The organism is Mycobacterium sp. IDUB_19 (genome assembly GCF_055419445.1).
In genome coordinates, this window is record NZ_JBVAXR010000010.1 from 96,603 (window position 1) to 110,398 (window position 13,796).

Below are 13,796 nucleotides of genomic sequence, written 5' to 3' on the forward strand. Positions count from 1 at the left end.
TAACTGATCGGAGCGTAGGCCCCGGCCGTGGCAGGGTCTGGACTCATGTCGCGGGCCGTTGTGTATGCGCTGGACCCGGCGATGCCGGTGCTGCTGCGCCCCGACGGCGCCGTACAAGTGGGCTGGGATCCCCGCCGGGCGGTGCTGTCCGTCCACCGCGACCACGCCGGACTTACACCGATGGAATGACACGCCTACTTTGGCCGTCTGGGCCGCTGGGCGCGATTGTCATGCCTTGCTGACCGACCAGCCGGTATGGCAGGCGCCGCATTTCGGTGCCATTGATGCTGACGGCGAATGTGTAGGACCCGAGCTTCTCAAACGGGAGAATCGGCACGTTAAGGGCTAACGCAACATTCTGGCTCGCGCCGGCTTCGAGGTGGGGCGGACGGCCAACGTTGAACCGGAGGTCGACGCCGAACGCCCTGCGATCGGTCGGATTCGTTTGCACCTCAACCGCGTTGCCATCAGCGTCCAGCAAAGCGATGTGAATCGTGTGGTCGTGGTTCGCCTCGATCCACGGGACTTCAATGCTCAGTCCCAGTGCCAGTGACACCGACCAAGGGCCGGGCTGGCCCGCCGGAATCACGGATTGATCAATCCCGCCTCCCATGAGGAAGAGCCGGTTGTTCTGAACCTCCACGTGATTGCAAAGCAGGGCTGCCAACTCCATAACCGCTCGCCTACTCCAAGGAAGAGGGACCTGATGGCCGGGGTGGCCACACGGTAGCAGGCCTCGCGACGTGGCGCGCCGAACTCAGAACTCCGCCCGATGTGTTACCGCGCGTTACCGTCGGCTTCGGGGAGTCGGTCAGCATCGGTCCCGGCGGGAGCTATAACGCCACCGGGCTTCACTACATGTCTGGGCTGCGCTTGAGTGGGACCACTCTTGGTGAAGTGACGCCCGGCACGCTTCGACCGCATCCGGCGGACAACATGAAGCAGCCGTCCGATCCGTGAGATTGCAACCGCAACCGGGAATCCCAACGCGGTGACATCCTCACCCCGGCCCAGCAAGCTGCCGCCGTCGCGGCCAGCTCGAACAACGAAACGCTAGCGCGCACAAGATAATTTGCGCGCTGTTCACGGCATCGATGCAAAATCGACGGGCAGCGTGGGTATGCGTCCGGAGAGGTCGATCGCATCGGCCCGATGCACTAGGCCAGGAACGCGATGCTGGCCACGGACGACAGATCGAGGTGAGGGAAATGCGCAGACGACCAATCATCGCTGCGGGATCGGCGCTAGTGGCCCTGGCGTTCGGTGCTGGAATCGCGCACGCTGATCCGGATCCGGACGATCCCGGCGAAACGCGCAACTGGCCCTGTGGATACACGTTCGGACCGGTAAATACGCACGCGCAGTTTGGAACGATCATGGCATGGCGTTACACACACCCGTGTCCACCGCCGCCGGCACCGGCTGAATAACACTAAAAGGTCACGGCCAGTTCAAGGTTGACGGCAACGTCCGGGCTCATGATCCTCGACGGCGTTCCGATACCCGGTACAATCGCCGAGGACGGCGTGACCCAGGCCGGTGTCGATGCCCGCGATGCGATGTGGCAGCACCCTGACCTACTGCCCGATTCGGAGGATCTCGACGATCCGGCCAGACACGGGACTATCGGCCAGGCTTTCAAGAACTACGGCGAATCCGGCGGGGGAGGTGGGGAGTCAACCGTAGGAAAATCGTTGTTGACCCAACCGCCGCTGTAGTTGCCGGGGGTGTAGTCGTCGCCGCCACCGTTGGAGGTGCTGGTGTTGTCGTCGGTGGCCAGGCCGCCGTTACCGACCATGTCCGGTGCGGCCTGGGGGAACTGGGGGTCCAAGGGAGCAGTGGCCGGCGCCGGTAGGTCAGTGGCCTGGTCTACCAGGCGCACCGACGACCCCGATGCGACAGCGCTTTCGGCGTGACCCGGCTGCGCAGCGCTGAATAGCGCGAGCGTCGCGATCGTCGCGGCCCCGGCGAAAATCACTTGCATCAGGCGGATTTGTCGACGCCCAGCCTCGGCTGGGTAGATTTCATGGCGTTGGTGGTCGATCGTCGTTGTCATACATCATGTTTGTCGCTCATTGTTAGCCGCAGCCTGGGCGCTCGTTATCGATCCGCTGTGAGGTCATGGCGGCCGCGAAAGTGGGTCGATGGGTTTGATGGGTTTGAACATGCCGGACCCGCGAAAGTGCCTATGGCACTGGGGATTTAGAGTTGGCACCGGGCTGGTTGGGCCGCTGGCCATCCCCGGCGTGACGAGCTGCCTGGGAAATTCTTAAGTGGGATCACTTTGATCTGGGGACGGGCACTTTCAAGCCGTTACATGAGCGCTCCCCGAAGAGCCTGGCAATAGGGTGCCGTCACTCGGTATTTGAGTTAGCGTAGTGAGGATTCTCACTACTGCGCTCACGCCAAATGGGGCGAAACGGCTATGGATTATGGGTTGCTGACGCCGGAGGTCAACTCCGGTCGCATGTATGCCGGCCCCGGATCGGGGCCGATGCTGGCGGCTGCGGCGGCCTGGGACGCGATCGCCGCCCAGCTGGAATCCGCTGCGGCGGACTACTCTTCGCAAATCTCCGACCTGACCGGACTGGCCTGGTTCGGGCCGTCGTCGATGGCGATGTCTGGCGCGGCGGCGCCATATATCGCGTGGCTGAACGCCGGCGCCGCCCAGGCCGCGCAAACCTCCGCCCAGGCCTACGCGGCGGCCGCCGCCTACGAGGTGGCGTTCGCGATGACGGTGCCCCCACCGGTCATCTTGGCCAACCGGTCACTGTTGATGGCGCTGATCGCGACCAACTTCTTCGGCCAGAACACCGCGGCCATCGCCGCGACCGAAGCCCAGTACCTGGCGATGTGGGCGCAAGACGCTACCGCCATGTATGGCTATGCCGCTGCTGCCTCGACCGCGAGCACTCTAACCCCGTATAACGAGCCACCGCAGACCACCGACCAGGCCGGGCAGGGTGATCAGGCCCGCGCGGTAGCCCAGTCCGCGGGCAACGCCACCAGCGCCCGCACCCAATCCGTGGTGCAACTCGCCTCGACCAACACCACCGCGCATACCGTCAACTCCACCACCGCCGCTGGCGTCGACCCGCCCCTGCCAGCGGGCAGCACCGCCAATGTGGCACCCGGCGCCGCCCTCGACTTAGGCGTCACCGCTACCGCCAGCAACGGCTACCCCATCACCTTCACCTCTGGCGCCTCGGTGAACGCCCTCACCCCGCTGCACGTGATCATCTTCGGAGTCGGCCTTAACCTACCTGCCGGCGGCAATACATTTTTCTCCAGCGGCACGATTACTAGCGGCACCTTTACCGCTATCGGTGGCGCTTTCACCGTTCCCGGCGGCGCCGTGACCGCCGTTGGGAGCGGCGTCAACGTCACCCTCAACGCCGCCGGCGCAGTGACTGCTATCAACACCGGCGCCGTCATTACCGGGCCTGTCGTCGTCCCCGTCGTCCCCGTCGTCCCGAGCGCGTCTAGCGGGTTGGCGGCGGCGCCCGCGGCAACCGCGCTGAGCAGCTCACCAGGTCTGGCGGGGACCGCAGGGATTCAACCCCAGCTTGACGTGGATGGGCTTCTGGAATTGGCTCGCACCGCATCCGGCGCTGACCTCGTTGCTGACGTGACGGTGGCAGCCGGTTAAGTACCCCGGCTCGATGATCGAACCGGGCCTGGCCCCTACGCTTCAAACGTGCGTGATATCGAGGAGATCGACTCCGAACTCGGACTGCTGCTCGCGATTCGCAGCATGACGCGGAAGGCAGAAGGTCGCACGCCACATACGGCGCGGATAGACACGCTGCTCGAGTGCCCGGATAGCGCACAGCAGCCAGCCGCACGCCGCGATCTCCCGCACCGCAGTGGATTTGGTGGTGCTGGCCGACTACCTGGTCGCCGACCCGCGTCTGGTGCGCGACCTGCACAGCCAGCGCGTTCCGCATCTGGCGGTCCGGGTGCGCGACGGCACCGGACTGGCGGGGCCGCTGGTCATACCTAGGGTGACGAGCTGCCTGAGCTGGCACTAACCGGAACCACCGGTAACCGCGGCAAGGGCCGAGAAGGCCTGGTTCCGAGTGGACTTTCAGCTAGATGTTGCGAAAACGTTACGCAACCGGCGTTTAATCTCCTTACTGACGTGTGCTCAATCTGGAGGATCCCGCCGTGGATTATGGGTTGCTGATGCCGGAGATCAACTCCGCGCGGATGTATTCGGGGCCAGGAGCGGGGCCGATGCTGGCGGCCGCAGCAAGCTGGGACGCGATCGCCGCCCAGCTCGAATCCGCTGCCGCCGGCTACTCCTCAGAAATCTCGGGCCTAGCCGGGCAGCTGTGGTTCGGGCCGTCGTCCATGCGGATGGCAGCGGCCGCCGCACCGTATGTGGTGTGGCTGCAGGCCAGCGCTGCCCAGGCCGGACGAACCTCCGCCCAGGCGTATGCGGCGGCCGCGGCCTATGAGGCGGCGTTTGCGATGACGGTGCCCCCGCCGGTCATCGTGGCCAACCGGACACTGTTGATGGCGCTGATCGCCACCAACTTCTTCGGGCAAAACACCCCGGCCATCGCCGCCACCGAAGCCCAGTACATGCAGATGTGGGTCCAAGACGCCACCGCCATGTACACCTACGCCGCGGACTCCGAGGTTGCGAGCACACTGACTCCCCAAAACGAGCCGCCCCGCACGACCAACGAGGACGGGCAAGGCGCTCAGACTCGCGCGATGGCCCAGAACGCGGGCAACACCACCAGCGCCCGCACCCAATCGTTAGTGCAGCAGGCGTCGACCAACACCACAATGCATACCGTCAACTCCGCCACCGCCGGCGTCGACCCCGCTATCCCGGCCGGCGGCACCGTCAACGTGGCATCCGGCGGCGCCACCGTCAACGTAGGCGCGACCGTCACCGTCGGCAGCGGTTACCCCGTCACCTTCACCAGCGGTGTCGAAATCACTACCGGCAACACCGGAGCGACCGGCATCCTCAACGGAATCCCTTTCGCCCTTTCCGGCAACACTACTTATTTGATTACTTTTCAAACCGGAACCGGCGCCTTCGTGAGCGGCAGCTTCACGTACGATTCCCCCACCATTGTTGGGGCGACTGTCACCGTCCCCGGCGGCGCCATTACCGCCGGCGGCGGCGGCGCTATGGTCACCGAAAACGCCGCCGGCCTTGTCACTGCTATCAACAGCGGCGCCGTCATTACCGGCCCTACCGTCGTCACCCCAGTCGTCCCCATCGTCCCCAGCGTCCCCGGCGGGTTGGGTGCAGCAGCCGCGACGAGCAGCTCACCAGGCCTGGCGGGAACCGCAGGAATCCAACCTCAGCTCAGCGTGGATGGGCTTCTGGAATTGGCTCGCAGCGTATCCGGGGCTGACCTCGCTGCCAACGTAACGGCGGGGGCGGCCGGCTAAGGTTTCGCCGCTACCCCCGGTTCAGACGGCGGTGCTGTGGATAACTGAACGGGGTGGTGGCCCCGGTCGTGGCACAGTCTGGACTCATGCCGCCGACCGCGTCTCCTCTGTATGTGCTGGACCCGGCCATGCCGGTGCTACTGCGCCCTGACGGCGCCGTACAAGTGGGCTGGGATCCCCGCCGGGCGGTGCTGGTCCGTCCACCGCGCGGCCTGGGCGCCGCGGCGCTGGCGGCGCTGCTGCGTTCGATGCGATCACCCCTGCCGATCACCGAGCTGCAGCACCAAGCCGTCGAACGCGGATTGACCGACACCGACGGCCTGAGGCACCTCGTCACGAAGCTGGTCACCGCGGGCGTGGCGACCCGCGGGCACCGGCAATCCGGTGGCCGGGCGGCGTCGATCCGGGTGCACGGTCGCGGACCGCTCTCGGACCTGCTCGTCGAATCGCTGCGCTGCTCGGGCGCTCGCATCGCGCACAGCAGCCAGCCGCATGCCACGGTGTCGCGCGCGGCGGTGGATCTGGTGGTGTTGGCCGACTACCTGATCGCCGACCCGCGCACAGTGCGCGACCTGCACAGCCAGGGTGTCGCGCACCTGGCGGTTCGGGTGCGAGACGGCACCGGGCTGGTGGGGCCACTGGTCATCCCCGGGGTCACCAGCTGCCTGGGCTGCGCCGACTTACACCGCAGCGACCGCGACGCCGCATGGCCGGCGGTCGCTGCCCAGTTGCGCGAGACCGTCGGGGTGGCCGATCGAGCCACTCTGCTGGCTACCGCGGCACTGGCGCTCAGCCAGGTGAATCGGGTGATCGCCGCGGTGCGCGGGCACGATGCGGGGCCCGACGCCGAGCCGCCCCAGGCGCTGAACGCCACCCTGGAGTTCGACCTCAACGCCGGCGCGATTGTCACGCGGCAGTGGACCAGGCATCCGCTGTGTCCGTGTTGACGCGCACTACCCGAGTGGCCGCCAAACCCCGGCTCGATGTGACCCTCGGTCGCGCTCTCACCGCACTGTTGCCTAGATCAACCCCGGCACCGGCGCGGCGTCATGGATGATGGGTGTGTGGCAGACATCAAGCGGGGCCGGGCGGCGCGCAATGCGAAGCTGGCCACCATCCCGGTCGGCTTTGCCGCGCGGTCGGCGCTGGGCTTCGGTAAGCGGCTGACTGGTAAGTCAAAAGACGACGTCCAGGCCGAATTATTGGAGAAGGCCGCCAACCAGCTGTTCACCGTGCTTGGCGAGCTCAAGGGCGGGGCGATGAAGGTCGGCCAGGCCTTGTCGGTGCTGGAAGCCGCCATTCCCGAGGAGTTCGGCGAGCCCTACCGCGAAGCGCTGACAAAGCTGCAGAAGGACGCCCCGCCGCTGCCCGCCGACAAGGTGCACCGGGTGCTCGACGCGCAGCTGGGCACCAAGTGGCGCGACCGGTTCAGCTCGTTCGACGACACCCCGGTGGCCTCGGCCAGCATCGGCCAGGTGCACAAGGCGGAGTGGTCCGACGGTCGCGAGGTGGCTGTCAAGATCCAGTACCCGGGCGCCGACGAGGCACTGCGGGCCGACCTCAAGACCATGCAGCGGTTGGTCGGAGTGGCCAGACAGCTCGCACCCGGCGCCGACGTCAAAGGCGTGGTCGACGAACTGATCGAGCGCACCGAGATGGAGCTCGACTACCGGCTGGAGGCCGACAACCAGCGCGCATTCGCCAAGGCGTATCACGACAACCCACACTTCGCGGTGCCGCGCGTGGTGGCCAGCGCTCCCAAAGTGGTAGTCCAGGAATGGATTCAGGGCGTGCCGATGGCCGAGATCATCCGCGATGGGACCCCCGAACAACGGGACCTGATCGGCACCCGGCTCCTCGAGCTCACCTTCGACGCGCCGCGCCGACTGCAGATGCTGCACGGCGACGCGCACCCGGGCAATTTCATGCTGTTGCCCGACGGTCGGATGGCCGTCATCGACTTCGGTGCGGTCGCGCCCATGCCTGGTGGTTTTCCGATCGAGCTCGGGATGACGATTCGGTTGGCCCGCGAGAAGAACTACGACCTGCTATTGCCGACGATGGAGAAGGCCGGTTTCATCCAGAAAGGCCAACAGGTGTCGGTGCGCGACATCGACGACATGCTGCGCCAGTACGTCGAACCGGTCGAGGTCGAGGTCTTCCACTACACGCGCAAATGGCTGCAGAAGATGTCCACCATCGAGATTGATCGGTCGGTGTCGCAGATCCGGACGGCCCGGCAGATGGACCTGCCACCCAAGCTGGTCATCCCGATGCGGGTGATCATGTCGGTGGCCGCGATCCTGTGCCAGTTGGACGCCCACGTGCCGATCAGGGCGCTGTCCGAAGAGCTGATCCCCGGCTTCGCCGAGCCCGACACAGCGGCTATCTAGGCGGCGACCGCACCTTTTCGGGGGCGTCCGCGCGGACGTTTGTAGCTCACGACCGAGCCTCGCTCGAATATCTCGCCGCCCCAGACACCCCACGGTTCGGCACGGTCCAGCGCGGCCGTCAGGCATTGCCGCCGGACTGGGCAATCCGTGCAGAGTGTCTTGGCGCGATCGAGTTCGGCCGGGGTCTCGGCGAACCATAGGTCGGGATCGCCGGTGTGACATGGCAACACCGGCTGCGGCTGTCTGGGGACTGTCAGTGCCGACATGTCCTGCTCACCTGCTTCCTGGTTGGGTGTCCTTTTTCGGTGATCCGGACCAGGTTGCGGGCTGCCGACCCAAAACTATGGCCACGGATCCTTGTGACTTCGGGTCCGTGGCCATGTGGTGTAAACGGGGTAGTTAGGTAAGACCCCAATCCACGGACGCGTCAGTCGTGGCGGCGGCGCGATGCTTGACCGCGGCCGCTGGCGTAGCGGCGGCGTGGGCGGCGTGGGAGGTCCCCGCGGTCAGCACCGCGCCGGCCACTACTACCTCGAACACGTCGTTGATCATCGTGGCCACCTCCTCTCACCTAGACATGCGCCGGCCTGCAGCCGGCGGCGGAATGCGTATCCGAGAATAAATGTTAGCCGACGGCGCTGACAACCGATTTTCTGACCTGCGCGTTTGGCCCTAGCGGCCGCGAACCAGCTCCAATACGTCCGGCCCGTACTGCTCGAGTTTGCGTGCGCCGATACCCGGGATCGCGATCAGGGCCGCTTCGTCGTCGGGCAGCAGTTCGGCGATCGCGATCAGCGTGTTGTCGGTGAACACGACATACGCGGGCACCTTCTGCTCCTTGGCGACGTCCAGGCGCCACTCCTTGAGCCGCAACAACAACTGCTCATCGATGTCGGCTGCACACGTCTCACAACGCCGCAGCATGACGGCCGCCGGCGTCGTCAGGTTCTTGTTGCAGATCCGGCAGCGGGTCGCGCCTTGTTTGCGCCGAGATTTACCCGGCGCCGAGTCGGCCCGCGTCTGTGGCGCAATACCGTTGAGAAACCGCGACGGCTTGCGGCTCTGCCGACCGCCCGGGCTGCGCGACAGCGCCCAGCTGAGCGCCAAATGCACTCGGGCCCTTGTGATTCCGACGTAGAGCAGGCGACGCTCTTCCTCAACCGGCTCGCTCTCGGCGCCGTGCGCCAATGCGTGCGAGATGGGCAGGGTGCCGTCGGCCAATCCGACCAGGAACACCGCATCCCATTCCAGCCCCTTGGCGGCGTGCAGCGACGCCAGCGTGACGCCCTGCACCACCGGTGGGTGCCGCGCATCGGCCCGGATCCGCAGCTCGGCCACCAGAGCAGGAAGTTCCAGCTGCGGACGCTGCGCCACCTCGTCGTCCACCAACTCGGCCAATGCGGTCAGCGCCTCCCAACGCTCCCGGGCACGCGTGCCGACGGGTTCGGAGGCCGTCAGTCCCAGCGGTTCCAGGACCGCGCGCACCACCTCGGGCAACGGGCCCTCGGCGTCGCGCTCGGCGGCGCGACGCAGGGCCACCATCGCCTGCTTGATCTCCTGGCGGTTGAAGAAGCCCTCGCCGCCGCGAAGCTGGTAGGCGATGCCGGCCTCGGTCAGGGCTTCCTCGTAGATCTCGGACTGCGCATTGACGCGGTAGAGCACCGCGATCTCTGATGGCGCGGTGCCGGATTCGATCAGCCCGGCGATCGCCTTCGCCACCGCGGCCGCCTCGACGGTTTCGTCGGGATGCTCGTGAAACGTCGGGACCGGACCCGGCACACGCTGGCCGGACAGTTGCAGCTTGCTGCCGGCGACCCGGCCGCGTGCCGCGGCGATCACCTGGTTGGCCAGCGAGACGACCTGCGGGGTGGAGCGGTAGTCGCGCTCCAGGCGCACCACCGTGGCGTCCGGAAACTGCCGCGAGAAGTCGAGCAGGAAGCGCGGTGAGGCCCCGGTGAACGAGTAGATGGTCTGGTTGGCGTCGCCGACGACCGTCAGGTCGTCTCGATCCCCCAGCCATGCCGACAGCACCCGCTGCTGCAGCGGGGTGACGTCCTGGTACTCGTCGACGACGAAGCAGCGGTAGCGGTCGCGGAATTCCTCGGCGACCGCGACGTCGTTCTCGATCGCGGCCGCCGTGTGCAGCAGCAGGTCGTCGAAGTCGAGCAGCGTCACCGATTCGTCGCGGACCTTGAGGGCCTCGTAGGCGGTATAGACGTCGGCGATCTTGGCGGCGTCCAGTGGGATGTCGCGGCCCGCGCCGGCCACCGCACCCGGGTACGCCTCGGGGCTGATCAGCGATGCTTTAGCCCACTCGATCTCGCCGGCCAGGTCGCGCACGTCGTCGGTGCTGACATTGAGCCTGATGCGACTGGCCGCCCTGGCCACGACGGCGAACTTGGTGTCCAGTAGTTGCCAGCCGGTGTCACCGACCACCCGCGGCCAGAAATACCGCAACTGACGGTGTGCGGCCGAGTGAAAGGTCAGGGCCTGCACGGCGGCGACGCCCGATCCGGACTGCGCGGCGGCGTCCAACGTCCGCAATCGGGAGCGCATCTCCCCCGCCGCGCGCTGGGTGAACGTGACCGCAAGCACCTGTCCGGCGGCGACATGACCACTGGCCACCAGCTGGGCAATGCGGTGGGTGATGGTGCGGGTCTTGCCCGTTCCGGCTCCCGCAAGCACACAAACTGGTCCGCGCGGCGCCAGCACGGCTTCGCGCTGTTCGTCGTCCAGTCCGGCGGTCAGTGGGTCAGCGACCATCGGCATGCCGTCCATCTTGGCAGCGGTCGCCGACAAACCGGGTGTTTCGCCACGCCCGAACCTAGCGCGGGGCTGGCTCCCCGGGTCCGGAACGCATCGCGGCCGGGCTACGTTATCGAGTTATGAGCAACGCTCCGATTACCGTCTACACGACGTCATGGTGTGGTTACTGCCACCGGCTCATGACTGTGCTGAAGTCCAACGGAATCCCCTACGAAACGGTCGACATCGAACACGACTCGGCGGCCGCGGAATTCGTGGGTTCGGTCAACGGCGGCAACCGGACGGTGCCGACGGTGAAATTTGCCGACGGATCGACACTGACCAACCCGAGTGCGGCCGACGTAAAAGCGAAGCTGGCGCAGGTCGCCGGCTAAGAGCGGCAAAATTTGACCCTGAACGATGCGTCTCGAGCGCTTTACGATACCTACCATGGCGTCGAATTTGCGGTGGCAAAAAAGCGGCGCAATTCGTAGGGCGCTATGCGCTTGGGCTTGCTGCGCGGTGATGCTGATGTCGGGTTGCTCGCATTCGAGCACACCGGCCAAGGCGCCCAGCACCGTCACACGTATCGACGACATGATCGTCGGGCTCGACGATGTCCGGCGAATCGCCAAAGCGGACGATCTCGCCCCGCACCCCGAGGCCAACTTGCATAAACCCGTGCCGTCGGACGCCTCTGCCCCCGGCCCGTGCGGGGTGGTGGGACACAACGAGCTCACCTTCGGTAGCAATTGGACCGAGTTTCGCAGTGCCGGCTATCACGGCGTCACCGACGACATAGAGCCGCTGGGCCGGGCCATGATCAACGGAGTTACTCAGGCGGTGGCGCGATATGCGAACTCCGATGCGGCGCAGGGCGCATTCCGTGAGCTGGCGACGTCGCTGCAGGGGTGCTTTGATCTGCATGATCCCAACTACGCCTTCACCCTCGACAAACCGGATCCATCGACGCTGAGCATCGGCGCGCACCAGTGGAGCCATCTGTACCGCATCAAATCGTCGGTGATCGTGTCGGTCGGCGTGGTGGGTCTTGACTCGGCGGATCAGATCGCGAACTCCGTCTTGCAGATCATCACCGATCACGTCGGTTAACGTCTCAGTCGAGCGCTGCCCAGGATTCGATAATGACCCGCGCGATCGAAATCGAACCGGGCAGAAGCAGTTTCGAATCCGTGGAACTGCTCCAATCACCGGCGTCTAGCGCCGCGCGCACCTCGTCGCGAGTGAACCAGGCCGCCTCGACGATCTCACCGTCGTTGAACGAGAAGGCCTCGTCGGGGTCACCCAGGGCATGAAAGCCGACCATCAGCGAACGCGGGAAAGGCCACGGCTGGCTGCCCAGGTAACGAACGTCGCGCACGGTGAGACCGATTTCCTCACGGATCTCCCGGACCACGCAGACCTCGAAAGACTCACCGGCTTCGACGAATCCGGCCAGCAGCGAGAACATTCGCTCGGGCCACACCGCCTGGCGGGCCAGCACCGCACGGTCGCCGCCGTCGTGCACCAGACAGATGACCGCCGGGTCGATGCGCGGGAACTCCTCGTGTCCGGTGACCGGGTTGACGCGAGACCAGCCCGCCCGGGCCGGCTTCGTCGGGGAGCCGTCTACTGCGCTAAACCGTGCTCTCTCATGCCAATTCAGCAGTGCGACGGCCGACGACACGAGTTGGCTGCTGGTGTCGTCGAAGATCGGGCCGAGACTGCGCAGGTTCACCACTTCGGCCTGAACTCCCGCGTCCTCGGGTGCTTGCAGCGCTCCCCGGGCGGCCCAGACGTGCCGGCCGTTCTCGATGCGGCCGAGGAACACCGCGTCCTTCGGTGGTTTATCGCCCAGTTCGGCTGCCGAGCCGAGTACTACGCGGCCGTTGGCGACCAGCACCTGGTTGCGCGAATCCACCCGCAGCAGCGCCGCATCCGCCCATCCGACGGTGGCCGCATCGACATCGGTGCGCAATTGATCGGCCCGGTCGGCGCCGACGCGCGAGAGCAACGGAATGCTCCGCAGCTGAAAGTCCACGCTATGCCTCCCGGTGCCGACCCGCGGCGCCCGGCTTCGCCGCGCTTGCGATCGCCACTAGTGCCCCGCGTCTCGGATGTAGAGCAGCCGGTCGGTGGCCTCGATCGCGTCTACTTCGGGTGCGCCGATGCGAATCAGGTGTCCGTCGCGCACCACGCCGAGCACGATGTCGCGCAGATGTCGCGGGGATCCGCCGACTTCGCTCTGCTCCACTTCGCGTTCGGCGATGGCCAGGCCGGCGTCCGGAGTCAGCAGGTCCTCGATCATCTCCACGACGCTGGGCGTGGTGGTGGCAAGGCCGAGGAGCCGTCCGGCGGTCTCCGAGGAGACCACCACCGAGTCCGCGCCCGATTGCTGCAGCAGGTGCGAATTCTCGGCTTCCCGGATGGCCGCCACGATTTTGGCCTTGGGCGCGATCTCTCGCGCCGTCAGGGTCACCAGCACGGCGGTGTCGTCGCGGTTGGTGGCGACGATGATCGACGATGCGTGCTGGGCCCCGGCCAGCCGCAGCACGTCGGATTTGGTGGCGTCGCCGTGCACGGTGACCAGACCGGCCGTCGCGGCATGCTCGAGAGCGCCGCGATCGGTGTCGACGACGACGATCTCGCCTTGGGCAGCCTCATCGCTGACAATGGCTGCCACGGCCCGTTTGCCCTTGGTGCCGTAGCCGATCACGACGGTGTGGTTGCGCACTCTGTTCCTCCAACGCTGGATCTTCCATCCTTGCCGGGACCGCTCGGAGAGCAGCTCGAGCGTGGTGCCGACCAACACCACCAGGAACGCGATCCGCAACGGCGTGAAGACCACGGTGTTGACCAGCCGCGCCACTTCGCTATACGGCGTGATGTCGCCGTATCCGGTCGTCGAGAGCGACACGGCCGAGAAGTAGAGGCAGTCCAGGAAGGTCAGCGGTTCGCCGCGCACGTCGCGATAGCCGGTGCGGTCCAGGTACACGGTGACGGCGGCGGCGAGCAACAGCACCAGCGCAATGACCAGCCTGCGGGTGATGACACGACCCGGGCTGCCGTGGTCTTCGGGGATGCGCAGCACGCCGACCAGCAGATGTCCGGGCTGGGCGGTCAGTGTCTCGTCGAGACCCCTCAGCTGTCGCAACCTACCCTCGGCCACAGCGGCCCGTCATCGGGAAAACACCACCGCACGCCGCACCCACGACTCACATGTAACCACGATCGCCGGTC

Annotated in this window: 14 protein-coding genes and 2 pseudogenes; 9 read left to right on the top strand and 7 right to left on the bottom strand. The window is 66.3% G+C overall.

Annotated elements, in window-relative coordinates; genetic code table 11:
- Positions 1 to 45 precede the first annotated feature (45 nt).
- The gene (locus ACZY0B_RS11030; RefSeq protein ID WP_463764193.1) at positions 46 to 189 is read left to right on the top strand and encodes a hypothetical protein; all 144 of its coding nucleotides are present in this window, start codon (positions 46 to 48) and stop codon (positions 187 to 189) included.
- Here ACZY0B_RS11030 and ACZY0B_RS11035 read toward each other — a convergent pair.
- On the bottom strand, positions 173 to 673 hold the full coding sequence (locus tag ACZY0B_RS11035) for a DUF6941 family protein (RefSeq protein ID WP_463764136.1): 501 nt from the start codon (positions 671 to 673) through the stop codon (positions 173 to 175). The genes ACZY0B_RS11030 and ACZY0B_RS11035 overlap by 17 nt on opposite strands.
- Positions 674 to 1,538: 865 nt before the next feature.
- Here ACZY0B_RS11035 and ACZY0B_RS11040 point away from each other — a divergent pair.
- A pseudogene (locus tag ACZY0B_RS11040) lies at positions 1,539 to 1,613 on the top strand (zinc-dependent metalloprotease); the annotation flags it as partial.
- A 32-nt stretch (positions 1,614 to 1,645) separates the two neighbouring features.
- Here ACZY0B_RS11040 and ACZY0B_RS11045 read toward each other — a convergent pair.
- Entirely contained in the window at positions 1,646 to 2,056 is a 411-nt protein-coding gene (locus ACZY0B_RS11045) for a hypothetical protein (protein WP_463764194.1), read from the bottom strand.
- Between the two features lie 369 nt (positions 2,057 to 2,425).
- On the opposite strand from ACZY0B_RS11045, the gene ACZY0B_RS11050 reads away from it, so the two are divergent.
- From ACZY0B_RS11050 to ACZY0B_RS11070, 5 genes and pseudogenes are all read left to right on the top strand, one after another.
- Positions 2,426 to 3,649 (top strand): PPE family protein, encoded by a 1,224-nt coding sequence (locus ACZY0B_RS11050; RefSeq protein WP_463764137.1) that lies wholly within the window; start codon positions 2,426 to 2,428, stop codon positions 3,647 to 3,649.
- Positions 3,650 to 3,803: 154 nt separating this feature from the next.
- Positions 3,804 to 4,019: pseudogene (locus tag ACZY0B_RS11055) on the top strand (cyclodehydratase); the annotation flags it as partial.
- A 148-nt stretch (positions 4,020 to 4,167) separates the two neighbouring features.
- The gene (locus ACZY0B_RS11060; RefSeq protein WP_463764138.1) at positions 4,168 to 5,418 is read left to right on the top strand and encodes a PPE family protein; all 1,251 of its coding nucleotides are present in this window, start codon (positions 4,168 to 4,170) and stop codon (positions 5,416 to 5,418) included.
- An 86-nt stretch (positions 5,419 to 5,504) separates the two neighbouring features.
- Positions 5,505 to 6,365: a cyclodehydratase gene (locus ACZY0B_RS11065; RefSeq protein ID WP_463764139.1), complete on the top strand. Its 861-nt coding sequence runs from the start codon at positions 5,505 to 5,507 to the stop codon at positions 6,363 to 6,365.
- Between the two features lie 102 nt (positions 6,366 to 6,467).
- Positions 6,468 to 7,811: a macrolide-binding ATPase MABP-1 gene (locus ACZY0B_RS11070; RefSeq protein WP_463764140.1), complete on the top strand. Its 1,344-nt coding sequence runs from the start codon at positions 6,468 to 6,470 to the stop codon at positions 7,809 to 7,811.
- On the opposite strand, the gene ACZY0B_RS11075 is transcribed toward ACZY0B_RS11070, so the two are convergent.
- From ACZY0B_RS11075 to ACZY0B_RS11085, 3 genes are all read right to left on the bottom strand, one after another.
- Positions 7,808 to 8,077 (bottom strand): WhiB family transcriptional regulator, encoded by a 270-nt coding sequence (locus tag ACZY0B_RS11075; RefSeq protein ID WP_463764141.1) that lies wholly within the window; start codon positions 8,075 to 8,077, stop codon positions 7,808 to 7,810. The genes ACZY0B_RS11070 and ACZY0B_RS11075 overlap by 4 nt on opposite strands.
- A gap of 133 nt (positions 8,078 to 8,210) precedes the next feature.
- Positions 8,211 to 8,363 (bottom strand): hypothetical protein, encoded by a 153-nt coding sequence (locus ACZY0B_RS11080; protein WP_463764143.1) that lies wholly within the window; start codon positions 8,361 to 8,363, stop codon positions 8,211 to 8,213.
- Between the two features lie 120 nt (positions 8,364 to 8,483).
- Complete coding sequence (locus ACZY0B_RS11085) at positions 8,484 to 10,580, bottom strand: ATP-dependent DNA helicase UvrD2 (RefSeq protein WP_463764144.1); 2,097 nt, start codon at positions 10,578 to 10,580, stop codon at positions 8,484 to 8,486.
- A 116-nt stretch (positions 10,581 to 10,696) separates the two neighbouring features.
- Here ACZY0B_RS11085 and mrx1 point away from each other — a divergent pair, with 116 nt between their 5' ends.
- Positions 10,697 to 10,951 (top strand): mycoredoxin Mrx1, encoded by a 255-nt coding sequence (gene mrx1 / locus ACZY0B_RS11090; protein WP_463764145.1) that lies wholly within the window; start codon positions 10,697 to 10,699, stop codon positions 10,949 to 10,951.
- Between the two features lie 130 nt (positions 10,952 to 11,081).
- Positions 11,082 to 11,669: a sensor domain-containing protein gene (locus tag ACZY0B_RS11095; RefSeq protein ID WP_463764190.1), complete on the top strand. Its 588-nt coding sequence runs from the start codon at positions 11,082 to 11,084 to the stop codon at positions 11,667 to 11,669.
- Between the two features lie 4 nt (positions 11,670 to 11,673).
- On the opposite strand, the gene nudC is transcribed toward ACZY0B_RS11095, so the two are convergent.
- Both nudC and ACZY0B_RS11105 read right to left on the bottom strand, forming a co-directional pair.
- The gene (gene nudC, locus ACZY0B_RS11100) at positions 11,674 to 12,597 is read right to left on the bottom strand and encodes an NAD(+) diphosphatase (RefSeq protein ID WP_463764146.1); all 924 of its coding nucleotides are present in this window, start codon (positions 12,595 to 12,597) and stop codon (positions 11,674 to 11,676) included.
- Between the two features lie 57 nt (positions 12,598 to 12,654).
- A complete protein-coding gene (locus tag ACZY0B_RS11105; protein ID WP_463764147.1) occupies positions 12,655 to 13,725 on the bottom strand; it encodes a potassium channel family protein in 1,071 nt (356 codons plus the stop codon).
- Between the last annotated feature and the right edge of the window lie 71 nt (positions 13,726 to 13,796).